Below are 21,601 nucleotides of genomic sequence, written 5' to 3'. Positions count from 1 at the left end.
TTGAGCCGCCGGAGCAAGCCGTCACATCAGGGCGTCACACCAGTTCTTCGCACCAGGGCGGCGAGTAGGTCCAGCGCGGTCGCCCTGCCGGCTTCGTCGGCGATGCCGTCGAAGATCTTGAACGCGTCCTCGGCCAGCTTGCGCGCCGCGTCGCGGTCGCCCTCAGCCCGGTTGACCCGGGCCAGCGCCAGCAGCGCGTGCGCGTCCAGCAGCCGGTCGCCGAGCCGTACGGCGATGGACCTGGCCCGCTGCGCGCAGTCCCTGGCGTCGGGCACCCGCCGCTGCGCCAGCCGTGCCGCGGCCAGCTCCAGCAGGGTATCGGCGTGCCGGTGCCGGTCGCCCAGAGCATCGAAGAAGCCCGCGGCGGCGGCGAGCCGGTCGGCTGCCTCGTCGGGGCGATCGGCCCGCCGCAGCACCGCGCCAAGCGCCTGCTGCGCCTCGGCGCCGGCCCTCCCACCGCTGAAGGCGTGCAGAGAGGAGGTCAGCTGGCGTTCTGCCTCGTCCAGACGGCCCTGTTCCAGGTACACCTGGCCGATCCTGCGCCGGATCTGCGCGGCCTCCTTGCCGCTGGACGTACCGAGGCTCGTGAACGCCCCGAGCGCCTGGGTGAGCAGATCCAGCGCCTCTGGCCACCGGCCCTCGGCCCGGCACAGGTCGCCCTGGTCGCGCAAGAGCAGGGCCTCGGCGCGAGCGTCACCCGTGCGCCGCGCCGCCGCGAGGCCGGTCTCGGTGACCGGTCGCCAGTCGTCCAGGAAGCGCCGCCGTTCCAAGAACGGGCCCAGCAGATGCGCGAGCCGCCATGCGCCCTCGTCGAGCCCGGCCCCGTACAGGTCCTCGACCAGGGCGACGAGGAACGCGCGCTCGGCGACGAGCCACTCGACCGATTCCTTGATGTCCCTGGTCACGAAGCTGCGCATGGTCGGCTCACCGGAGACCAGCGGGAACCGGGACGCCTGCGCCCGGGCGATCACCACGGCCTGGAGCCGCGCGAGCGCGTCCCGTACCGCATGCACGCCCTCCTCCTCCACCAGCCGCTCGCGGGCGTAGAGCCGGGTAAGGTCGTGCATGCGGTAGCGGACCTGGCCCGCCACGTCCACGGTGTGCGCCTCCAGAAGGCCGGCGTCCACGAGCGTGTCGGCCTGGTCGCCGAAGACCTGGGCGGCCCAGTCGCCGACGTCGGGGGCCGACAGCGCGCCCAGCAGCCGCAGCATGCGGCGCGCCGGCGTGGGCAGACCCTCGTAGCCGACCGCGTACACGCTGCGGACCGTCTGGTCGCCCGAGTGAAGGCGGTCCAGTCGCTCGCACTCGTCCTCCAGCAGGCCCGCGAGGTAGCCAGGAGTCCAGCCTGGTCTGGTGGCCAGGCGGGAGCCGGCGATGCGCAGCGCGATGGGCAGCCCGCCGCAGAACCGCATCAGCTCCCGCACCCCGCCGTCGTCCGCCCGTTCCTCGCCGATGAGCTTGACGAGCAGCTCACGGGCCTCGTCGTCGTCCAGGATGCCCAGCGGTAGCCGTACGGCGCCGGTCAGCCCGCCGAGCGCCGACCGGCTGGTGATCACGGTGGGGCATGAGGTGAGCAGCGGCCGTACCTGGGACTCGTCGGCGGCGTCGTCCAGCACGACGAGCATGCGGCGGTTGGCGGTGTACGTGCGCAGCAGCCGCTGCCGCTGGCCCTCCGATGCCGGTACCGCCTGGGCCGGGCAGCCGAGCCAGCGCAGGAAGTCCTCCAGGATCGCGCCGGGCCGGGTGGACTCGCGCAGGTCCGCGTACAGGATCCCGTCGGGGAAGCGCTCTCTGTGCCGCCAGGCGGCGCGTACGGCGAGCGCCGACTTGCCCACCCCGGCCGGGCCGTGCACGACCACCAGGCCGGAGAACACCTGGTCGAGCAGGTTGGCGCGGCCGGTGAAGTGGGCGACGTCCCGCGGCAACAGCACCGGCGGGCCCGCGGAGACGTGCAGCATGACGTCGTCGTGCAGCATGCGGTGATAGAGCAGCTGCAGCTCGGCGTCGGGCTCGATGGCGTGCCCGCTGTCGAGCTCGTCGCGCAGCGCCGTGTACGCGGCCAGCGCCTCCACGCGCCGCCCGCTGCGATAGAGCGCCAGCATGAACTGGCCGCGGAAACCCTGCCAGAGCGGGTGCTGCGCGACCAGCCTCCGCACCTCGGACAGCAGCTCGCGGTGCCGGCCCGCGTCCAGGTCGAGCTCGATCCGGCGCTCCAGGGCGAGCAGGCGAAGCTCTTCGAGCTCCTCGCGCAGCCGCCCGGTCTCGGCCCAGCGCCTCGCGTCAGGATCCACGTCCGCCAGAACCGGCCCGCGCCACAGGCCCAGCGCCTCTCGCAGCTTCCGGTAGTCACGCCCGGCCAGCCCCTCCTGTATGAGCCGGCGGAAGCGACCGACGTCGAGCTGATCGTCGTTGATGGCCAGCGTGTATGTGCCGGACACGGTGGTGATGACGTCCTTGCCGATCAGCTGCCGGAGCTGGCCGATGTAGCCGCGGATCAGCGAGTCTGACCGGTCGCCCTCCTCCAGCGGCCACAGCAGCTTTCGCAGTCGCTCGACGGTGAGCGGGCGGCGGGCGTTGAGCACGAACATCGCCAGCAGGTCACGGTGCTTCGGAGCAGTAGGGGTGCGATCCTCGGCGCCGTCGCGTACCGACAATGCCCCCATAATCCGAAATTCCATGACAAATCCCCGGGTACGGCGGACAGGACGTGGCGTCAAAGCCTCCACGATCCCACAGCTCCACCGCACCTCGCGCCCGGGATTCGTCGGGCGAACCACCGGCTTCAGCCGGTGGCAGTTGATCGGAGACTGCCGTAATCTCAGGGGCTCCCAAACAAGGTCGAGGCGATGCGGCGGGCACGGGTGTGGCAGGTGGCCGTGGCCGGTGCCGGGCTGGTCATGGGGGTGGCCGGGTTCGTGCTCTGGCTGCGGGGGGCGCAGAGCCCAGGGCTGGTGGGAGAGTGGACCGGGTCGGCCGGCACGGCGTCAGTCCGCGCGGGGACGGCCGGGACGGGGCCGGTCTTCCCGGTGGCGATGGAGCTGGCGGACGATGGCTCGGCCCTGCGATGGGGTGTGGGGCTGCGTTGTTCGGGGCGGTTGAGTCCGATCAGGGGCCGGCTCGTGTTCACGCTCGATCGGGTCAAGGGCGAAGGGTGTGTTCCGGGGACGCTGCGGGTGTTCCCGACGCCGGAGCCCGACCAGGTGGTCATCAAGATGACACGTCAGGGTGACACGGACATTACCTATTCAGGCACGCTCTCACGACATTCTTGACCGGCTGTGTCACGGTCAGGCGGCATTGCGTCGATCACCGTTGACTGTCCGGCGTCCGTTGCCTTCAGTTGGATGCAGAGTGGATGCAGAAGGTGGGTGGCGGCGAGGGGAGGCAACCCCGTGCCAACGGCACAGCCACTCAGAACGGGGGATCCGCGGCGGCTCGGCGCCTACGAGCTGTCCGGGCGTCTGGGCGAGGGCGGCCAGGGCGTGGTGTACCTCGGGACGAGGGCCGAGGACGTCTACGCGGTCAAGCTGCTGCACGGGCCCGTGGGGGACGAGAAGGTGGCGTTCCTGCGGGAGGTGGAGCTGGCCAAGCACGTGGCGCGGTTCTGCACGGCCCAGGTGATGGACGCCGGGTTCGACGATGGCCGGCCGTACATCGTGAGCGAGTACGTGGACGGGCCGTCGCTGCAGCGTGAGGTCGCGCTCACCGGGCCACGCCGTGGCGCGGCGCTCGAACGGCTCGCCGTGGGCACGGTCACCGCGCTGGCGGCGATCCACCGGGCGGGCATCGTGCACCGCGACTTCAAGCCGCAGAACGTGCTGCTCGGCCCGGACGGGCCACGGGTGATCGACTTCGGGCTGGCCAGGGCGCTGGACGCGGCGGCCACGGTGAGCGGGCGGGGAGTGGGCACGCCCGCGTACATGGCGCCGGAGCAGATCACCGCGTCGGCGCTCACGGGAGCGGCGGACGTGTTCTCGTGGGCCGCCACGATGTGCTTCGCGGCCAACGCGTCGGCGCCGTTCGGGCAGGACTCGGTGGCGCCGGTGCTGCACCGCATCCTGACCGCGCCGCCGGAGCTCGGACGGCTGGACGGGTCGTTGCGGGAGCTGGTGGTGGCGTGCCTGGACAAGGACGCCAAGAACCGGCCGACCAGCCGGGAATTGCTGCTGGCGCTGCTGGGTGACGCCGGCTCCGCGCCGCCGGAGGTGCTGCGCTCGCCGCCGTCGCACATTCTGCGGGTGACGCCCGCCCCGTCGGTGGCGAACGGGGTGCCTGACCGGCTGCCGCCGCCCTACCCGATGGCCGAACCGGAGGCGACGGGGGCTGCCGGTGGTTACCGGTGGCCGGGCGCCTCTGCGGAAGGTGTCGCGCCGGAGGGCGTCGCGTCCTGGTCGCCGACGGTCCCGCGGCAGGGCGCCGGGGAACCGGACGCCCAGCCGAACGGTGCCGGGGAACCGGACGTCCGGCCGCACGGTGCCGGGGAGTCGGACGTCGGGCGGAATGGCGTCGGGGAGTCGGACGCCCGGCGGAATGGTGCCGGGGAAGCCGGTCCGCCCCACGACGGCGCCATCTCTCCCGATGACGGCGCCGTCTCTTCCGGTGGCGGTCCCGTGGGGCTGTCGGGTGAGCGGCGGAAGGGTACCCGTCAGGCGGTGGGCCGGGCGGCGCTCGCGGTCACCGCCGCGCTCCTGGTGAGTGGCGCCGTGCTGGTCAGCGTGCTGGTGCCGACGTTCAGGGACGAGAAGGAGGCCCGTCCGCAGGCAGCGGCCGTCCAGCCGTCGGTCGTGACGACCGAGCCGCCCGCGACCACGTCCCCGCCCACCCGGGCGGCGACCAAGCGGGGAGAGCAGGCGGGGGAGAGCCATGTGCCCTCCACCCAGGGACCGTCCGTCGGCGTCGCCGGGGTGCGGGTCCCGGTGGTGGCCGGGATGGGGCGGTCGGCGGCGGTCGCGGCGATCAAGCGGGCCGGGTTCGTGGTGGGGGAGGTCACGCAGGTCGACTCGCGGCGGAAGATCGGCCAGGTGCTGGGCAGCAGTCCCAGCGGTGGGGCCACGGTGGCGCGGGGGAGCACGGTCTCGCTTCAGGTCTCGGCGGGGCTGGCGGTGCCGGCGGTCGTCGGGGTGGAGCGCGAGCAGGCTGAGGCGGCGCTGGCCAATGCCGGGCTGGTGGTGGGCGGGACGAAGAGCACCTGCTCCGATCGGCCGGATGGGCAGGTGCTGTCCAGCGAGCCAGGAGCGGGGACGCGGGTCTCGGGCGGTACGAAGGTGACGCTGGTCGTCGCCCGCAACGGAGCGACGGTGCCGTCCGTCGTCGGGCAGTCCAAGGCGGCGGCTCGGGCGGCGTTGCGGGGGGCCGGGTTCGCCGTGAGCTTCAAGACGCAGGTGGTCACGGACGACGCTCAGGTGGACGTGGCACTCTCGCAGAGCGTCGCGGCCGGGAGCTGCGCCAAGGCGGGGGCCGCCGTGGTCGTGACCGTCGGCGTCGAAGGCCAGGGCGGTCCCGATCCGACCGAGCCCACGCCGACGGTCACCGTGGAGACCCCGCCGCCGGACTGACGGCCCCGGGTGTGACTACCGCGATCTCGCCCCGCAGGCGGGATCGCTCGGCCGCCCAGGCGATGAGATGGCTGTGCAGGCTCTCGCCTGGTGAGGAGAGGATCTGGGCGCGGTCGCGGGTGCGTACCGCCGCCAGGAACGCCTCCACCAGCGCCTCGTCACCGCCGCCGTGCCCACCGCCGGCGGTGCCGTCGCCCGTGGGGCGGGTGTCGACGGTGTCGGTGCCGCCGGTGAGGAAGTCGGTGACGGTGAGGCGGTCGCCGTCGCCCTCGATCGAGCCGCGGGTGCCGAAGATCCGGGTCTGCCGGTGCGCGGCCGGGGTGAAGGCGGTCATGGTGAACGCGACGGTGACGCCGCCCTCGAACTCCAGGTTCACCACCTGGTGGTCGACCACGTCGTTGTCGCAGGCGTACACGCACCTGCCGTAGGGGCCGGTCCTGAGCGCTTCGAGGACGCCGCGCTCGGAGACGTCGTCGGTGACCACGTTCAGCGGCCAGGCATCCTTGCCCGCCAGCGGCAGGTAGATGCGCTTGGCCGAGTAGGGGCAGGTGTCCTCGACGGCGCAGTCGAGGCAGCGGTCGGCCGCTCCCTCGGGCCGGTGCTCCGGCCGGAAGTGCTGGAGACCGCCGAACGACGACACCTTGGTGACCTGCCTGCCCGTGAGGTGTACGAGCCAGTCGAGGTCGTGGCAGGACTTGGCGAGCAGCATGAACGTCGACTCATCGGACCTGCGCCAGTTGCCGCGTACGTACGAGTGCGCCTGATGCCACCACCCGACCGGCTCCAGGTGCTGGATGCTGACGATCTCGCCGATCCGGCCGGCGTCGAGCAGCGCCTTCAGCGCGCGGGTGTACGGCGTGTAGCGCAGTACGTGGCAGACCGCGAAGATCGCGTCGGAACGCTCGGCGGCGGCCACGATCGCCCGGCAGTCCTCCTCGGAGACGGCCATCGGCTTCTCCAGCAGGATGTCGTAGCCCAGCTCGGCGAACCGCACCGCGGGCTCGACATGATCGGCGTCCTGCGTCGCGATGATCACGGCGTCCGCCTGCCGGGGGAGCGCCGCCAGCTCGCGCCAGTCCGCGTACGGCGTCGCGCCGGGGTGCCTGGCCCGGCGGCTCTCGACCGGATCGGCCACCGCGACCACCCGCGCCCCGCCGGACTCGACGGCATGGCGAGCGTAGGAGGTGCCCCGAGAACCCGCGCCGACGATGGCGAGAGTCACCATGTACGCCTCCACTTATGTAATCAGTTACCGTATGTCGGCCGATGCTAGGATCCGCGGAATTGGTCGTCAATAGGGAAGTTATGAGAGAGGGTCACGAAAGTTGACCGAGCTCCGGCCGGGAGACGCTTCGCTGTTGCGCAAGGTCAACACCCAGGCGACGCTCAGCGCCCTGCGGCGCGAGGGCGTGTCCACGCTGACCCGGCTCGGCCGGATCACCGGGCTGTCCAGGCAGACCGTCGAGACGGTGCTCGAGGAGCTGAAGGATCGGGGCTGGGTCAGGGAGGTGCCGCCCGACGAGGGGGTCATGGGACGGCCCGCCCGCCGGTTCGAGTTCCGGGCGGACGCCGGCTATGTGGTGGGCGTCGACGTGGGCGGCGAGCGGATCGTCGTCTCGGTGGCCGACCTCAACGGCGAGGTCGTCGCCTGTGAGCGGGCCGCCGTCTCCGAGGAGGCCGCCGCGCCCGAGCGGCTGGCGGCGGCCCGCCGCGCCGCGCTGGCCTGCGTCGACGGCGCGGGCGTCTCGCGGGCGCGGGTGCTGGCCGTGTCGGTGGGCACATCGGGCATCGTCGACCGCTCGGGGCGAGTGTCGCTGTCGATCACGCTGCCGGGGTGGACGGGCGTGGACCTGGCGGGAGTGGCCGGGCGGTGGTTCGGTTGCCCGGCGCTGGCCGCCAACGACGCGAACCTGGCGGCGCTCGCCGAGCACTGGCGGGGCAGCGCCCAGCACGCCTCCGACGTCGTCTACATCCTCGTCGGCCACCGGCCGGGCGCGGGCATCCTCATCGGCGGGCGCCTGCATCGGGGTCGGTCGGGCGCCGCGGGGGAGATCGGCACGCTGCGCCAGGTCGGCTGGGAGGACGCCGCGGCGGAGCTGGCCAAGGAGGGCGGCGCGGCGGAGGTGTTCGCGGCGGCGGGGGCGGGTGACGTGCTCGCGGCGCGCCGGGTGGACCGCTACGCCGAGAACCTGGCGATCGGCGCCGCGGCGCTCGTGCTGGCAGTGGATCCCGATCTGCTGGTGATCGGCGGCGGCTACTCGCGGGCGGGCGACGTGCTGCTCGGCCCGCTCCGCCGCCACCTGGCCGAGCTCTGCCTGAGCGCGCCGGAGGTGGTCGCCTCGACGTTCGGCGACGAGTCCGTCGCTCTTGGCGGGGTACGGCTGGCGCTCGATCACGTCGAACGCGAGGTGCTGGGCCTCTAGCCGGTGACCCGCCGCTGATCATCGAACGAGGCATCATGAAATAGCGGGATAACGGCCGACACAGGAGAGAGCCCTTGAGAAATGGATCGCTGGCCCTGCTGAACCAGTGCCTGGACCGCGTCAGTGCCGATCAGGACGTCTCCCGCACCCTTGATCCGGCGCTGCTCGAACACGCCCGCCGCCTATTCGCGGCCCACGATGACGGACAGCCCGACATCGCGGTTCTCTCAACGGTGGGCTGGTTCCACTGGTTCCGGCTTATCGCGCTCGACGGGAAGAGCCCGGATGAGAAGGAAATGGCGGTCAAGGCGTTCGCCCGCTGTCAGATCTATGACGACACCCCCTTGCCGCAGATGATCGTTCCTCATGTGCTCGACGAGGCCTTGGATCTGGCCACCGACCTTTTGCACCGGGCAGCGACCTCCGACGAGCCGCTCCTCGCCGACCAGGCCGTGGACGCGTGGCGACGCATCGAGGCCGTCATGCCCGCCGACAACCCCAACCGGGCTGCGGCACTGAACAACCTCAGGGTCGCGCTGTTGCTGCGGTTCGGGGACACGCTGGAACTGGCGGATCTGGAGGAGGCGGTCGCCGCCGGAAGGCAGGCGGTGCAGGCCGCCACCGCCGACGACCCCGACCGGGTCACGTACCTGATCTACCTCAGTGACACGCTGCAGATGTGGTCCCGGCAGGCCGGGGAACCCGCGCACGCGGAGGAAGCGATCGCCGTCAGGGAGCAGGCGGCGCAGGCCGCCGAGGATGCGGGAGAAAGCGAGTGACGGGCCGCTAAATGGCCAGGGCGGTGCGGACCAGCAGGTCGCGTACCGTCTCCTCGGGCAGGTCCATCGTCTGCACGACGCCCCACTGCAGGGCGCCGATCACGGCCCAGCCACGGATCCTGGCAGCGGCGTCGGGGTCAGGACCGGCGAGCCGGGCGAAGATCTCGTCCCTGAACGGCCTGATGGCCTCGCCCCGCGAGCCCGGCAACGCGTCGTCGGCGCCGACGATGTCCTCCATCAGCAGGCGGATCACCGTGCGGTGCCGTACCACGAAGGTCGCCAGTGCCTCGACGAATGCCTGCCTGTCGCCCGCGAAGTCGGTGTCCAGCAGGACCAGGACGTCGTCGCCGGCGGGCGCGGTGAGCTCGGCGGCCAGCCGGTCCTTGGGATGGAAGTGGTAGGCCACGGCCGTCTTGGTCAGGCCCACGGCGGCGGCGATGTCGGCCAGCGAGGTGGCCGCGTAGCCATGGGTCGCGAACAGCTCCCTGGCGGCGGCCAGAATCCGGGAACGCGTGTCGTCGGGTGTGTTCATCATCTCATTTCCCCGTGATCTACAGCCTTCCGGATATTTCGTGTTTAACGTAGCTCTGTACGACCGTACAGGACGGCCGTCGAGTTGGGGGATCTGGCGATGACGCGCTTTCTTGGACGACTGGGTGGCTGGTGCGCGCGGCACGGGCGGATCGTGCTGGCGTTATGGGTGATCGCGGCGGTCGGACTGATGGGCGGCAGCCTGGCGCTGGGCCGCCCGGTGAGCAGCGACGTGACGATCCCCGGCACCGACGCGCAGCGGGCACATGACCTGATGCTCACGGGCTTCGGCCCCGGCTTCGCGCCGGGCGGGACCGTGCAGCTCGTCCTCTACTCGGACAAGGGCACGCTCATCGACCAGCCCAGGAAGCGGGCCGTGGAGCAGGCCGCGGACCGCATCCGCACGATGCCGCACGTGGTGGCGGTCGACACGCCGGGCCGGAGCGGCGGCCTCGCCCCGAACCTGCGCATCGGCCTCATCACCGTACGCATGGAGGGGCACGACAACACCAAGCTCGCCGAGACCACACAGGCGCTGTCGAAGGCCGCGGACCCGGCTCGGGCCGCCGGGCTGGAGGTCGTACCCGCCGACGCCTCGACCCCGGCCGACAAGGAGATCAAGACCGGGCCCAGCGAGATCATCGGCGTGGTGTGCGCGCTGCTGGTGCTGGTGTTCGCGTTCGGGACGCTGACGGCGGCGCTGGTGCCGATCTTCACCGCGCTGGTCAGCGTCACCGCGGGACTGGGCGTGATCGGCCTGCTCGGGTACGTCGTGGACGTGCCGAAGCAGGCGGGCATCATGGCCACGATGATCGGGCTGGGCGTGGGCATCGACTACGCGCTGTTCCTGCTGTCGCGGCATCGCCGGCTGCTGGAGACCGGCGTGGGCGTGGCGGAGTCGGTCCGGCGTACCGTGGCGAGCTCGGGCGGCGCGGTCGTGTTCGCGGGCGGCACGGTGATCATCGCGCTGAGCGCGCTGATGTTCGGCGGCTTCCCGCTGCTCAGCACGCTCGGGTGGATCACCGGTGTCTCCGTGGTGAGCGCCGTGCTCACCTCCGTCACGCTGGTGCCCGCCCTGCTGGGACTGCTCGGGCATCGCGTCAACTCGCTGCGGATCCCGTTCCTCGGCAGGAAGCGGGCCGAAGGGTCCGGGTGGGCCGGTCTGGGGTCGTGGGTGGCGCGGCGGCCGTGGCGGGCGCTGCTGTCGAGCGTGCTCGTGCTGGGCGCCCTCGCCGCGCCCGCCCTGGCGCTCAAGCTCGGACCTCTCGACGCGGGGTACGGCGCGCAGGGGTCGGACTCGCGGCGCGCGTACGAGCTCATGGCCACCGGGTTCGGCCCCGGCGGCAACGGCCCGCTGATCGTCATCGCCACGCTGCCCGGCAAGGTCGCGCAGGCCACCGATCCCGTCGTGGACCGGATCTCACGGGAGATCGACGCGGTGGACGGCGTCGCGCACGTGGCCCCGGCCAAGGTGAACACATCCGGCCGCTCGGTGATGATCCAGGCCATCCCCGACTACTCGCCGAGCGACACCCGCTCCGCCCAGGTGGTGCGGGACGTCCGGGCCATCTCCGTGCCCGGCGTCGAGCTGCACGTGGGTGGGAAGGTGGCCGCCATGGTGGACGCGGGCGACCTCATGGCCGAGCGGACGCCGCTGGTCATCGGTGTGGTCGTGCTGTTCAGCGCGCTGTTGCTGCTGCTGGCCTTCCGCGCGCCGGTGGTCGCGATCAAGGCGGCTCTGATGAACCTGGTCTCCCTGGGGGCCGCCTTCGGCGCGCTGGCGCTGGTCTTCTCCTTCGGCCTGGGGAGCGGGCTGGTCGGCATGGACGCGCCGTCCAACGCTTCGTACCTCCAGACGATCTTCTTCAGTGTGCCGATCGAGAGCTATGTGCCGTTGATGCTGTTCGCGGTGCTGTTCGGGCTCTCGATGGACTATGAGGTCTTTCTGTTGACGTCTGTACGGCAGGCGTACCTCAAGCATGGTGACAACAGTCGCGCGGTCGCCGAAGGGCTGGGTGCGACGGGACGGGTGATCACGTCGGCGGCGCTCATCATGGTGGCGGTGTTCGTCGCGTTCATCGCCTATCCGGATCCGATGGTCAAGACGTTCGGCGTGGGGCTGGCGGTGGCCGTCGCGGTGGACGCCACGATCATCCGGGGTTTCCTCGTCCCGGCCACCATGGTGCTGCTCGGGCGGCTGAACTGGTGGTGTCCGCGGTGGCTGGACCGTCTTCTGCCGAACCTGTCGGTCGAGGGGCATGAGGAAGAGGCTGCCGCCGAGGCGCCGACCAAGGATCTCGTCACCGCTGGTTAACGGATCCACAGGCAGAAGGGGTGGCCGGCTGGGTCGAGGTAGACGCGGACGTCCTCCTGTGGCTGGTAGTCGGCCAAGGTCGCGCCTGCCGCCAACGCGTGGGCGCCGGCCTCGTCGAGGTCGTCCACCTCGAGGTCGAGGTGCATCATCATCTGCTGGTCGCCGGGGCCGGCCGGCCAGACGGGTGGCACGTGCGCCTCGTCGGTGCTGAACGACAGCCCGGCGCCGCCGCCATGCGGGGGGCGAAGGGTCACCCAGCCGGGTTCCTCCTCTCCGATGCGCCAGCCGAGGAGGCGCTGGTAGAAGAGCGCCAGGGCCTTGGCGTCCCTGGACTCCAGGACGGTGGCCGAGAGCGTGAAGTGCGGCGTCACGGGACCATGTACTGGTCGTGGCGCAGGTACAGGTCCGTCCACTCCTCGTCGGTGAGCTGCTTGCCGGTGCTGACGATGTCGGCCAGCTCCTCGAAGTACGCCTCGCGCGGCGCCCCCGGCGTGAACAGGATCAGCATCGAGACGGGCGCGCCGGACTCGTTGCGGAAGCCGTGCACGCCGCCCTCCGGCACATGCAGGAAGTCGCCGGTGTTGCCCTCCGCCCATTCCTTGCCGTTGTAGAGCTTGACGGTGCCGGACAGGACGTAGAACGACTCGGTGATCGTCCGGTGGAAGTGCGGACTGGCGCCACCGGGGCGCGGGCCCATCTCCCAGCGGTACAGGCCGAAGGCGCCGTTGGTCGTCGCGCCGGTGCCCAGGTAGTGGACGTCGGTGCCCCGGGGGTCGGCACCGGGGGCGTACATGCGGAGGTCCGGTGGCGTGTCGGCCGAGCGCAGGACTCCGCTCGCCTCACCGGTGTCGGCCAGGTATCGCGCGTCAGGGTATGACATGTCGTGACTCCTCGCTGTTCCTTATGGAATGCGAGGTTAGAAGACGACCACCGTTCTGGCCACCGCGCCCCGCCGTACCTGCTCGACGGCCTCGTTGATCTGCTCCAACGCCACCCGCTCGGTGATCAGCCCGTTGAGGTCGAGCCGGCCGCGCAGGAACTGACCGGCCAGCATCGGCAGGTCCCGGTGCGGGGCGGCGTCGCCGCCCTGGGTGCCCATCAGGCGGCGCGAGGAGAACAGCAGAGCCGGGTCGATCTCGACGGGCTGACCGGCGGGCGGGCTGCCGACCATGACCGTGGTGCCGCCCGGCGCGGTCGCCGCGAACGCGCTCGCCAGCACGCCGGGGACTCCGGTGACGTCGAAGGCGTAGTCGACGCCACCTCTGACCAGCTCGCCGACCTGGGCCGGGAGGTCGCCGGGCACCAGGGTGTGGGTGGCGCCGAACCGCTCGGCCAGCTTGAGCTTCTGGTCGGCCACGTCGGCGGCGACGATCGTGGTCGCGCCGGCCAGCACCGCGCCCTGGATGACGTTGAGCCCGACGCCGCCGCAGCCCACCACGAGGACGCTGGAGCCGGGCGCGACCTGGGCGACGTTCATGACGGCGCCGACGCCCGTGACCACGCCACAGGCCAGCAGGCACATGGCGTCGAAGGGCGCGTCCTTGGGGATCTTCACGCAGGTGGCCTCGCGGACCACGGCGTACTCGGCGAACGAGCCGATGCCGATGAACCGCCGGGTCTCCTGGCCGTCGAGGGTGATCCGCGGCTCGCCACCCATGATCGCGGTCATCCTGGCCGGGCCGGAGCACAGGGGGAAGCGGCCGGCGCCGCAGTTGCGGCACTTGCCGCAGGGCCCGCTCATGGAGATGATCACGTGGTCGCCCGGCTTGACGGCCGTTACGCCGGTGCCGACGCTCTCGACGACGCCGGCGCTCTCGTGACCGAGGACGAACGGCAGCTTGTGGACGACCGGGCTCTTGCCGTCGATGGCCTTGAGGTCGGAGCCGCAGACGCCGGACGCCTTGATCTGTACGCGTACCTCTCCGGGGCCGGGGTCGGCGATCTCCACCTCGTGGATCTCCATGGGCTGGTGGAAATCGGTCAGTACGGCCGCGCGCATCAGCATGTGCCTCACGCTAGCCGGGCGGTTGATTGTGAGCAAGCGATTGCTCGGCACCGTTGACACCCCTCGCGGGCAAATTTACGCTGACCAAAAACCAAGCGAGCGCTAGGCCAAAGCGGCTGCGCGCCTTGCCGTACAAAGGTGAGAACGATGGTGCGACGACATCAACGGCGGGCCGCGGCGGTGATGCTGGCGGTAGCGCTGCTGGCAGGGTGCGCGGCCCAGCAGAAGAGCGCCGGCGGTGGCACGGCGGGCGTGACCGACACGAGCGTGAAGGTCGGCGGGGTGCTCACCAAGACCAGCGCCAGCGGTTACTCCACCAAGGACGCCGAGATCGGGGCGAAGGCCAGGTTCGAACGGGCCAACGCCGAAGGCGGCGTCAACGGGCGGAAGATCGAGTTCGTCGGCGCGGAGGACGACGGGCAGGACGCGGCCAAGGGCGACGCCGCGGCCAAGAAGCTCGTGCAGAAGGACCAGGTGTTCGCGCTGGTGCCGGTGCACGCGCCCAACTTCGGCGGGGCCGCCTTCCTGGAGCAGCAGGGCGTGCCGTGGTTCGGCTGGGCGACCGGGCCGCAGTGGTGCGGCACGAAGACCGGGTTCGGCTACAGCGGCTGCCTGGCGCCCAAGAAGGGCGCGGGCTCGCAGACCTGGTGGGGCAGCCAGATGGCCGACCTGCTCGGCGGTGCGAGCGGCAAGACCGTGTACGTGCAGACCACCGACTCCAGCGGCAGCAAGTACGGCGGCACCACGATCTCGCAGTCGTTCCAGGCGGCGGGGTTCAAGCTGGTCGGGCTCAACTCCGGGCTGCCCGCCGCGGCGCCGCCGCCCGACTGGCTGCCGTACGTCAACAAGATCATGACGTCCAACGGCGGCAAGGCGCCCGACGTCCTGGTGTCGATCATCGCCGGCACCAAGTTCAACGTGGGCCTCTACTCGGCGCTGAAACGGGCCGGCTACAAGGGCGTGCTGACCGACGCCACCAGCTACGACCCGGCCATCCTGAAGGACCCGGCCAGCGCGCAGGCGCTGGAGGGCGTGGTGGCCGCGCCGATGTTCGAGCCGTTCGAGTCGACCGCGCCGGAGATCGCCGCGTTCAAGGCCGACGTCGAGAAGGTGTCGCCCGGCGCCACGCTGACCCAGCACATGGCCATCGGCTACTGGGCGGCCGACATCTTCCTCGACATGCTGAAAAAGACCGGCAAGGACCTGACCAGGGAGAAGTTCTTGGCCATCGGCAACGGCTCGTACACCTACGAGAACGCCGGCTTCGGCCGGGTCCAGTACCCCAAGGACCACAATGAGCCGAACGGCTGTGGCGCCCTGGTCAAGCTGGAGGGCGGCGCCTTCCAGGTGGCCAAGAGCATGAAGTGCTTCGACAACGTGCCGCTCAAATGATCCTTGGCTACCTGCTCAGCGGCCTGGTCACCGGGGCGATCTTCGCCGTCATGGGGTCCGGCCTGACGCTGTCGTACGCGGCGACCGGGGTGTTCAACTTCGCCCACGGCGCCGTCGGATTCCTGGCCGCGCTGGTGTTCTACCAGCTCAACCTGGCCGCGGGACTGCCCGCCTGGCTCGCCGGACTGCTGGCCGCCGGGGTGTTCGCGCCCGCGCTGGGCTACCTGCTGCACCTGGCCATGTTCAGGGGGCTGGCCCAGGCGGGGGAGACCGCGCAGATCGTCGGCACGATCGGCCTGACGATCGCGCTGCCCGCGCTCGGCCTGCTCGTCGTGGACCTGCTCGGGCTGCCGAGCGTCGACGGCACGACGCTGCCGCGCGGACTCGGGCCGCATCCGGCGCTCGGCTTCGAGGTGCTCGGCGCGCGGCTCGACACCGACCAGCTCATCACGTTCTGCTTCTCGGCGGTGGCCGCGCTCGGGCTGTGGGCGTTCATGCGGCACACGCCGTACGGGCTGCGCATGCGCGCCTCCGTCGACCGGCGGCGGCTGGCCACGCTGCGCGGCATCGACGTGGACGGCACCTCGGCCCTGGCCTGGATGCTCGGGTCGGGGCTGGCAGGGCTCGCCGGGGTGCTGGCCGTACCGGTTCTCGGGCTGGACGCCACCGCCTACACCGTGCTGCTGTTCGCCTCGGCGACGGCCGCGGTGTTCGGGCGGCTGCGGTCCATCCCGTGGACGTTCGCCGCCGGGCTGGCGCTCGGCGTGGTGCAGAACCTGGTCGCCGGATACACCGACTTCCTCCAGGAGATCACCGGGCTGCGGACGGCGGTGCCGGTCATCCTGCTGTTCGCCGGGCTGGTGCTGCTGAACCGGTCGCGCGAACGGGTGGCCGGGAGCGCGGCCGAGGACGCGCCGCCGCCCGACCACCTGGCGGGCGTGCCGCTGTGGCGACGGCGGCTGCCGTGGGTGGCCGGGCTGGCGGCGCTGCTCGGCTTCACCTTCGCCGGTTCCGAGTATTACGTGGGCCTGGCCGCCCAGGGCCTCGTGCTGGCGCTGATCTTCTGCTCGTTCGTGGTGGTGACCGGGATCGGCGGCATGGTGAACCTGGCCCAGGCCGCCTTCGCCTCCATGGCGGCACTGACCTGCGGGTGGGCGTTCTCGGCCGGGTGGCCGCTGTTCGCGGCGATCGTGGTCGGGGTACTGGCGGCCGGCGCGGTGGGCATGCTGGTGGCGCTGCCCGCGCTCCGGCTCGGCGGGCGGGTCCTCACGCTGGCCACGCTGGCGCTGGCCCTGCTGGCCGACCAGGTGCTGTTCCAGGTGGACGCGTTCAGCAACGGGACGATCGGCTGGGCGCTGCCGGCGCTCGGCTTCGGGTTCGCCGACACCTCGGATCCACGCGTGCGGGTGGTGCTGCTGCTCGCGCTGATCGGGCTGGTCGGGCTGCTGGTGCGCAACCTCGAACGATCGGCGTCCGGGCGGGCGATCCTGGCGGTCCGCTCGGCTCCGGCGGCGGCGACCACCTCGGGGCTGTCGGGGCCGCGGGCCAAGATCGTGCTGTTCGCGCTGGCCTCGGCCATCGCGGGGCTGGGCGGCGTGCTGTTCGCCGTGTCCAAGGGGTCCATCACCGCCACCGACCTGCCGGCCTTCTCCGGGTTCGTCTGGCTGGCCGTGGTGGTGCTGCAGGGGGTACGGCGGATCGGCGGGGCCGTGCTGGGCGGGCTGGTGGCCGTGGCGGTGCCCGAGCTGCTGGCCACGTGGGGGGTGTCGGCGCAGGTGGGGGCCATTCTGTTCGGGGCCGGGGGGATGATCCTGGCCAAGCATCCGGACGGGGTGCTGGCCCAGCTCGCCGAGTCCCGTCACCGGCGGCGTCAGGCGCGGGCCACATCCGCCACCGCACTACCCGTGTCCGTCTCTCCGCGCGTGTCTGCCGCGCCGGTCTCTCCGGCCGCGTCCGTCGCCCCGAGCGCGTCCGCCGTGTCCGCCGCGCCCGGCGCCCCGAACGCGTCCGCCGCGCCCGTCCCGGAGGCGCTGTTCCGGCTCGACGGGGTGGTGGCGGGGTACGCCGACTGCACGGTCCTGCGGGGCGTGGATCTCGACGTGCGGCCCGGTGAGGTGGTGGCGCTGCTGGGCGCCAACGGCGCGGGCAAGTCGACCACCTGCGCCGTGGCGGCCGGCGATCGGCCGGTGTCCGCCGGACGGGTGCTGCTCGACGGCGTCGACGTCACCGCCTGGCCGGCCCACCGCCGGGCCCGGGCGGGCGTGCTGCTGGCTCCCGAGGGACGAGGGGTGTTCCCCGGACTCACCGTGGAGGAGAACCTGCGTACCTGGCTGGCCGAGCCCGACGCCGTCTACGAGCGGATGCCCCAGCTCGCGGCCCGTCGTACGGTGCTCGCCGGCGCGCTGTCCGGCGGCGAGCAGCAGTTGCTCACTCTCGCCCCCGCGCTGGCTCGGCCGCCCAGGGTGCTGATCGCCGACGAGCCGTCACTGGGCCTGGCGCCGCTGGTCGTACGGCAGGTGTTCGAGGTGTTCGCCGAGCTGCGTGAGCGCGGGGTGGCGCTGCTGCTGGTCGAGGAGAAGGCCACCGAGGCGCTGGCGATCGCCGACCGGGTCGCTTTCATGCGGCTCGGCCACGTCTTGTGGGCCGGGCCGCGCGCCGAGGTGGACGGCGACCGCCTGACCTCCGCCTACCTGGGGGTGACGTGATGTCCGTTTACTTGGGGGTGACGTGATGTCGCCCGCGCGTACCGATTACCTGGGGGTGAGGTGATGTCCGTCGTGCGGGACGCCGAGCGTGCCGACGTGATGCTGGCCGTGCGGGACGTGTCGGTGGCGTTCGGCGGGGTCACGGCGCTGGACGCGGTGACGTTCGAGGTGCCCGCGGGGCAGGTCTGCGGGGTGATCGGGCCGAACGGGGCGGGCAAGACGACGCTGTTCGACGTGGTCTCGGGGCTGCGCCGGCCGAGCGGCGGCCGGGTGCGCGTGGCGGGCGCCGACGTGACCATGATGCCGTCGGTCAGGAGGGCTCGCGCGGGCGTTCGCCGTACCTTCCAGCGGACGCAGGTCTTCGGGCGGCTCACCGTGGCCGACAACATGCTGGCGGCGCTCGACTGGCACGGCGGCGGGGGCGGCCTGCTGGCCGACCTGACCGGCCTGCCCGCGCGGCGCCGGCTCGAACGCGAGCGGCGGGCGCGCGTGGCCGAGGTGCTGGAGCTGTGCGGGCTGGCCGCGCTGCGCGACGCCTACGCCGCCGCGCTGCCCGTCGGCCAGCGCAGGCTGGTTGAGCTGGCCCGCGCCATCGCCGACCGGCCGCGCCTGCTGCTGCTCGACGAGCCCACCTCGGGACTGGACGCGGACCAGACGGTACGGCTGCGCGCGGTCGTCGCCGCCCTGGACACCACGGTGCTGCTGGTCGAGCACGACATGGGCTTCGTCATGGACACCTGTGACCGGCTCGTCGTCCTGGACCTCGGCCGGGTCATCGCCACCGGCACCCCGGCGCGAGTACGCGACGACCCCGTGGTGCGGGCCGCCTACCTGGGCTGAAGGCATAACGCCGGTGCGGCGTCACCCGCACCGGCCGCCCTCTACTCGTCGTCCTGCTCGGCCTGCCGGTTGAGCTTCTCGGCGACGAACGTGCCCCGACCATGGACGACCACCAGCAGGCTGCGCTCCGCCAGTTCCTTCACAGCGCGACGGACCGTAACCCGCGCGACGCGGTACTGAGCCTCCGCCATCTCCCGCTCATTCGGCAGTTTGGCGCCTGGAGCGAGATGGCCCGACGTGATGTCGGCCTCGATGTCATCGGCGACCTGCTGCCAGACGAGTTTCGGCCCGTGGTGACGGATTCGGTCGCTTCGGTCTTCCAACGCCATGATCAGACGTTATTGGAGCTGTGACCTGCCCGAACGAATGACTACCTCCCAAGAGGTCTTAAGAGGTCCTATAGTGAGGGCAAGGTCATGCCGTCATCGGCTTGACATGAGTCGGGCCCGACCATCGGCGCGCGAACGCCGGGACGGGCCCTAGACGGACGCTGGAGGTCCGACTTATGGCACAGCCTACGGCCATACCCGCCCCACCGTACGTCGTCGCCTACGAGGTCGAAACCGTCGCGCTCAACCTTGCCGTCATCCACGACGTCTGGGCGCTGAGCGGGCGTCGGCTGTCATACGCCGACCCGGCGGCGAGTGACTGGGTTATGGGCGTGCTGTGGGCTCGGCAGAAGTGCGATCGGCGCGGGAAGGTCAACTACGAGGAGATGCACACGCTCCGGCAGCGGGAGTGCATGCTGTACCGGCTCTGCCAGGTGTGCGAGGGTCCTGCGATAAATCCGGGCACCGGGCGTCTGTCCTGGGTGTTCCACGAGGAGGTACCCGCCGCGTCCGGTCGGCTCAGCAAGCCGCCGACGTGCCTGCGGTGCATCCCGAAGGCGCGGATCACGTGCCCGTATCTCCAGTGCGAAGCCCACGTCTACACCTCGCCCGACTATGAACCGTGGGGCGTGAAGGGAACCGTCTTCTCCGCCTCCGGCTGGCCGACTCTCCAGGACGTTCCACTGACCGATCTCTGCACGCTGGAATTCACGCTTGCCAGGGCTCTGATCGTGCACGTATCGAACCTGCTGCCCGAGCGGGTCCCATAGACCGCCCGGCCCTTGCTCGACGGCAAGAGCCGGGTCTTCATGCCCCCTGCGAGCCCGCCCTACGTCACTGCGACGGTCTCGCCGGGGTTGCGGGGTCTCCGTCCGGATCTAGAGGGACGGTGGCGGAGACCCCTTTCTCACAACCCCTCTTTGGAGCTTCGAATGGACCTGCAGAGCTGTCCGCCTTCGGCCTATTCGTCGGCGTCGGCGCCGTGATCATCGTGTGCGGCCTGCTCGGCTGGGACTGGCTGAGCTGGGTGTGGGGGCGGGCCACCAGACGCTGATCACGCGCGTGCTTTTCGCCCAGGGCGAGACCCCCAAGGCAATCGCGGTCGGCCGGGTCTCTCCGCCAAGGTCAAGGCTCCAGCGTGATTCCCTCCCGGCGGAGGTCTTCGATGATCCCGTCCACCAGTCGGGTGCTGACCGTGTGGTCCAGCCGCCCGTTCTCGCGCAGCTCCCGTACGGCCGGCACCGGGTCAGGGTCGGCGAACAGGCGCTCGTCCGCGTAGTCGACCGGCCGGCCGGTGGGGTCGATCGTCCACCAGGAGGCTTCCAGCGCGATGCCGTTGGGGTCGCTGAAGTAGATCGACCGCAGGAAGCCGTGGTCGATCACGTCGGTGACCTCGCAGGCGTGCGCCTTGAGCCGGTCACGCAGCCTGACCAGGGCGTCCTCATCGGGCAGGTGCAGCGACAGGTGGTCGAACTGGGCGGCCTTGGCGTAGGGGACGCCGGCGGGCTTGGCGAAGCTGTCGAGCTCCTGCCCGGTGTATTCGAAGAAGGCGACGGTGTTACCCGGCGCCACCTCGAAGAAGTAGTGCTTGAAGGCGGGGATCGCCAGCGTGGTGACGAGGCGGGCGTCGAGCACGCCGTGCCAGAAGCGCACAGTGGCGTCCATGTCCGCAGTGACCAGGGCGAGGTGGTGCACACCACGCCAATGCACCGTTTCGGGGTTTTCAGCCATACGTTGACCGTACGCCTTTCAACTACCGCTGGCTATGAGGCCTCGTGTCAGTAAGCCGGGGCTGATTTGAGTGCCGCCAGCAGATGCGCGTGCACCCTGGCGACGGCGGCTCTGGCCAGCCCGCCCGAGCGGACCGCGAGGTAGCCGGTGTTGATCGGCGCCAACTCCGGCTCCGCGAGCGTGACCAGCCGGCCCGCCGCCAGGTCGGCCCGGCACAGGTACGCGGGCAGGACGGAGACGCCCATCCCGGCCCGCACCGCGTTCAGCACGCCCCGCAGGTCTGGGATCACCACCTGCGCGGCCATCGACGGCCGCTTGCCGAAGACCGTCCGCCAGTAGCGGCGCACGATGGGCAGGTCCTCGGCGTAGGCGATCAGCGGCCTGGTCCCGCAATCCTCCTGCGCGGCCAGTTCGGGACTGGCCACCAGCAGGAACTCCTCGTCGTACGCGGGCTCCGCCTGGACGCCCCGGACGCGCGGCCGGATCGTGGACACCACCAGGTCGAGCCGTCCGGCCGCCAGATCGGCGAGCAGGCCGTCGGACAGCCCGAACGTGGTGCGCAGCCGCAACCCGTCGCGCACCAGCGGCGCGAGTAGCGGGATCACCACCTCCGAGAGGAACTCGGCAGGGCCTCCCAGATGGACCGCCCCGCTGGACGGCAGCTCGCTGTCCACGACCGCGTCCAGCGCGTCCAGCGAGGCGGCCACCCGGCGGGCCAGCTCGTCGGCGGCGGCCGTGGGCGCGACGCCGCGCGGCAGCCGGTCGAACAGCGGCCGGTCCAGCGCCGTCTCCAGCGCCTTGATCTGCGCGGTCACCGCAGGCTGCGACAGCCCGAGGGTCTGCGCGGCGGCCGTGATGGAGCCGGTCCTGTGGACCGTGAGGAAGGTTCTGAGCAGGTCGAGCGAGAGGGACATATCAGCATTCTGATGGATGGGAGAGGGTAAGGCTATCTGCGGCTGATGGCGCTTCGAGGAGCGGGTGGTCGTGGACGGCCGCC

Annotated in this window: 18 protein-coding genes; 9 read left to right on the top strand and 9 right to left on the bottom strand. The window is 71.5% G+C overall.

Going from position 1 to position 21,601, the window contains the following annotated elements:
• Positions 1-26: 26 nt before the first annotated feature.
• Positions 27-2,678: a BTAD domain-containing putative transcriptional regulator gene (locus AB0B64_RS04805; protein ID WP_357946489.1), complete on the bottom strand. Its 2,652-nt coding sequence runs from the start codon at positions 2,676-2,678 to the stop codon at positions 27-29.
• A gap of 168 nt (positions 2,679-2,846) precedes the next feature.
• Here AB0B64_RS04805 and AB0B64_RS04800 point away from each other — a divergent pair, with 168 nt between their 5' ends.
• Together AB0B64_RS04800 and AB0B64_RS04795 are read left to right on the top strand one after the other, a co-directional pair.
• Positions 2,847-3,272 carry a hypothetical protein gene (locus AB0B64_RS04800; protein WP_357946491.1) on the top strand — a complete coding sequence of 142 codons (426 nt, stop codon included), beginning with the start codon at positions 2,847-2,849 and terminating at the stop codon, positions 3,270-3,272.
• Between the two features lie 120 nt (positions 3,273-3,392).
• Positions 3,393-5,555, top strand: coding sequence for a PASTA domain-containing protein (locus AB0B64_RS04795; RefSeq protein ID WP_358174693.1), 2,163 nt, complete (start codon positions 3,393-3,395; stop codon positions 5,553-5,555).
• On the opposite strand, the gene AB0B64_RS04790 is transcribed toward AB0B64_RS04795, so the two are convergent.
• On the bottom strand, positions 5,527-6,780 hold the full coding sequence (locus AB0B64_RS04790; protein ID WP_358174691.1) for a Gfo/Idh/MocA family oxidoreductase: 1,254 nt from the start codon (positions 6,778-6,780) through the stop codon (positions 5,527-5,529). The two genes, AB0B64_RS04795 and AB0B64_RS04790, sit on opposite strands and share 29 nt — an antisense overlap.
• Positions 6,781-6,880: 100 nt before the next feature.
• Between AB0B64_RS04790 and AB0B64_RS04785 the strand changes: the two genes are divergently transcribed.
• Both AB0B64_RS04785 and AB0B64_RS04780 read left to right on the top strand, forming a co-directional pair.
• Positions 6,881-7,978 (top strand): ROK family transcriptional regulator, encoded by a 1,098-nt coding sequence (locus AB0B64_RS04785; RefSeq protein WP_358174689.1) that lies wholly within the window; start codon positions 6,881-6,883, stop codon positions 7,976-7,978.
• A gap of 74 nt (positions 7,979-8,052) precedes the next feature.
• Positions 8,053-8,757, top strand: coding sequence for a hypothetical protein (locus AB0B64_RS04780; protein WP_358174687.1), 705 nt, complete (start codon positions 8,053-8,055; stop codon positions 8,755-8,757).
• 7 nt (positions 8,758-8,764) lie between these two features.
• Here the strand turns inward: AB0B64_RS04780 and AB0B64_RS04775 are convergent, their stop codons facing one another.
• The gene (locus AB0B64_RS04775; protein ID WP_357946503.1) at positions 8,765-9,292 is read right to left on the bottom strand and encodes a TetR family transcriptional regulator; all 528 of its coding nucleotides are present in this window, start codon (positions 9,290-9,292) and stop codon (positions 8,765-8,767) included.
• 96 nt (positions 9,293-9,388) lie between these two features.
• Here AB0B64_RS04775 and AB0B64_RS04770 point away from each other — a divergent pair, with 96 nt between their 5' ends.
• Entirely contained in the window at positions 9,389-11,602 is a 2,214-nt protein-coding gene (locus AB0B64_RS04770) for an MMPL family transporter (RefSeq protein ID WP_358174684.1), read from the top strand.
• On the opposite strand, the gene AB0B64_RS04765 is transcribed toward AB0B64_RS04770, so the two are convergent.
• From AB0B64_RS04765 to AB0B64_RS04755, 3 genes are read right to left on the bottom strand one after another with little or no spacing between them, the layout of a single operon-like run.
• Positions 11,599-11,973, bottom strand: a complete 375-nt coding sequence (locus AB0B64_RS04765; protein WP_357946508.1) for a VOC family protein — start codon at positions 11,971-11,973, stop codon at positions 11,599-11,601. The two genes, AB0B64_RS04770 and AB0B64_RS04765, sit on opposite strands and share 4 nt — an antisense overlap.
• Positions 11,970-12,482 carry a cupin domain-containing protein gene (locus AB0B64_RS04760; protein WP_357946511.1) on the bottom strand — a complete coding sequence of 171 codons (513 nt, stop codon included), beginning with the start codon at positions 12,480-12,482 and terminating at the stop codon, positions 11,970-11,972. Before AB0B64_RS04760 ends, AB0B64_RS04765 begins: the two co-directional genes overlap by 4 nt.
• 36 nt (positions 12,483-12,518) lie before the next feature.
• Complete coding sequence (locus AB0B64_RS04755; RefSeq protein ID WP_357946513.1) at positions 12,519-13,607, bottom strand: alcohol dehydrogenase catalytic domain-containing protein; 1,089 nt, start codon at positions 13,605-13,607, stop codon at positions 12,519-12,521.
• A gap of 147 nt (positions 13,608-13,754) precedes the next feature.
• On the opposite strand from AB0B64_RS04755, the gene AB0B64_RS04750 reads away from it, so the two are divergent.
• The 3 genes from AB0B64_RS04750 (at position 13,755) to AB0B64_RS04740 (ending at position 18,544) form a co-directional block, all read left to right on the top strand.
• Positions 13,755-14,999, top strand: coding sequence for an ABC transporter substrate-binding protein (locus AB0B64_RS04750; protein ID WP_358174681.1), 1,245 nt, complete (start codon positions 13,755-13,757; stop codon positions 14,997-14,999).
• Positions 14,996-17,704 (top strand): ATP-binding cassette domain-containing protein, encoded by a 2,709-nt coding sequence (locus tag AB0B64_RS04745; RefSeq protein ID WP_358174678.1) that lies wholly within the window; start codon positions 14,996-14,998, stop codon positions 17,702-17,704. The genes AB0B64_RS04750 and AB0B64_RS04745 overlap by 4 nt, the downstream gene beginning before the upstream one ends.
• 63 nt (positions 17,705-17,767) lie before the next feature.
• On the top strand, positions 17,768-18,544 hold the full coding sequence (locus tag AB0B64_RS04740) for an ATP-binding cassette domain-containing protein (protein ID WP_358174675.1): 777 nt from the start codon (positions 17,768-17,770) through the stop codon (positions 18,542-18,544).
• A 41-nt stretch (positions 18,545-18,585) separates the two neighbouring features.
• Here the strand turns inward: AB0B64_RS04740 and AB0B64_RS04735 are convergent, their stop codons facing one another.
• Positions 18,586-18,873 carry a GntR family transcriptional regulator gene (locus tag AB0B64_RS04735; protein WP_358174672.1) on the bottom strand — a complete coding sequence of 96 codons (288 nt, stop codon included), beginning with the start codon at positions 18,871-18,873 and terminating at the stop codon, positions 18,586-18,588.
• A 176-nt stretch (positions 18,874-19,049) separates the two neighbouring features.
• Here AB0B64_RS04735 and AB0B64_RS04730 point away from each other — a divergent pair, with 176 nt between their 5' ends.
• Positions 19,050-19,643: a hypothetical protein gene (locus AB0B64_RS04730; RefSeq protein WP_357946528.1), complete on the top strand. Its 594-nt coding sequence runs from the start codon at positions 19,050-19,052 to the stop codon at positions 19,641-19,643.
• 355 nt (positions 19,644-19,998) lie between these two features.
• On the opposite strand, the gene AB0B64_RS04725 is transcribed toward AB0B64_RS04730, so the two are convergent.
• Positions 19,999-20,604 (bottom strand): VOC family protein, encoded by a 606-nt coding sequence (locus AB0B64_RS04725; protein WP_357946531.1) that lies wholly within the window; start codon positions 20,602-20,604, stop codon positions 19,999-20,001.
• A 47-nt stretch (positions 20,605-20,651) separates the two neighbouring features.
• A complete protein-coding gene (locus AB0B64_RS04720) occupies positions 20,652-21,518 on the bottom strand; it encodes a LysR family transcriptional regulator (protein WP_357946533.1) in 867 nt (288 codons plus the stop codon).
• Positions 21,519-21,601 lie beyond the last annotated feature (83 nt).

Source organism: Nonomuraea sp. NPDC049129 (genome assembly GCF_040648495.1).
Lineage (GTDB): Bacteria > Actinomycetota > Actinomycetes > Streptosporangiales > Streptosporangiaceae > Nonomuraea.
This window is presented reverse-complemented; position numbering and strand designations above follow the sequence as displayed.

What these genes read in the sequence shown, in the direction of transcription:
- AB0B64_RS04805 (WP_357946489.1), bottom strand. Translation starts at nt 2,678, where the DNA reads ATGGAATTTCGGATTATGGGGGCATTGTCGGTACGCGACGGCGCCGAG.
- AB0B64_RS04740 (WP_358174675.1), top strand. Translation starts at nt 17,768, where the DNA reads ATGTCCGTCGTGCGGGACGCCGAGCGTGCCGACGTGATGCTGGCCGTG.
- AB0B64_RS04775 (WP_357946503.1), bottom strand. Translation starts at nt 9,292, where the DNA reads ATGATGAACACACCCGACGACACGCGTTCCCGGATTCTGGCCGCCGCC.
- AB0B64_RS04755 (WP_357946513.1), bottom strand. Translation starts at nt 13,607, where the DNA reads ATGCTGATGCGCGCGGCCGTACTGACCGATTTCCACCAGCCCATGGAG.
- AB0B64_RS04725 (WP_357946531.1), bottom strand. Translation starts at nt 20,604, where the DNA reads ATGGCTGAAAACCCCGAAACGGTGCATTGGCGTGGTGTGCACCACCTC.
- AB0B64_RS04720 (WP_357946533.1), bottom strand. Translation starts at nt 21,518, where the DNA reads ATGTCCCTCTCGCTCGACCTGCTCAGAACCTTCCTCACGGTCCACAGG.
- AB0B64_RS04735 (WP_358174672.1), bottom strand. Translation starts at nt 18,873, where the DNA reads ATGGCGTTGGAAGACCGAAGCGACCGAATCCGTCACCACGGGCCGAAA.
- AB0B64_RS04790 (WP_358174691.1), bottom strand. Translation starts at nt 6,780, where the DNA reads ATGGTGACTCTCGCCATCGTCGGCGCGGGTTCTCGGGGCACCTCCTAC.
- AB0B64_RS04760 (WP_357946511.1), bottom strand. Translation starts at nt 12,482, where the DNA reads ATGTCATACCCTGACGCGCGATACCTGGCCGACACCGGTGAGGCGAGC.
- AB0B64_RS04730 (WP_357946528.1), top strand. Translation starts at nt 19,050, where the DNA reads ATGGCACAGCCTACGGCCATACCCGCCCCACCGTACGTCGTCGCCTAC.
- AB0B64_RS04770 (WP_358174684.1), top strand. Translation starts at nt 9,389, where the DNA reads ATGACGCGCTTTCTTGGACGACTGGGTGGCTGGTGCGCGCGGCACGGG.
- AB0B64_RS04745 (WP_358174678.1), top strand. Translation starts at nt 14,996, where the DNA reads ATGATCCTTGGCTACCTGCTCAGCGGCCTGGTCACCGGGGCGATCTTC.
- AB0B64_RS04750 (WP_358174681.1), top strand. Translation starts at nt 13,755, where the DNA reads ATGGTGCGACGACATCAACGGCGGGCCGCGGCGGTGATGCTGGCGGTA.
- AB0B64_RS04800 (WP_357946491.1), top strand. Translation starts at nt 2,847, where the DNA reads ATGCGGCGGGCACGGGTGTGGCAGGTGGCCGTGGCCGGTGCCGGGCTG.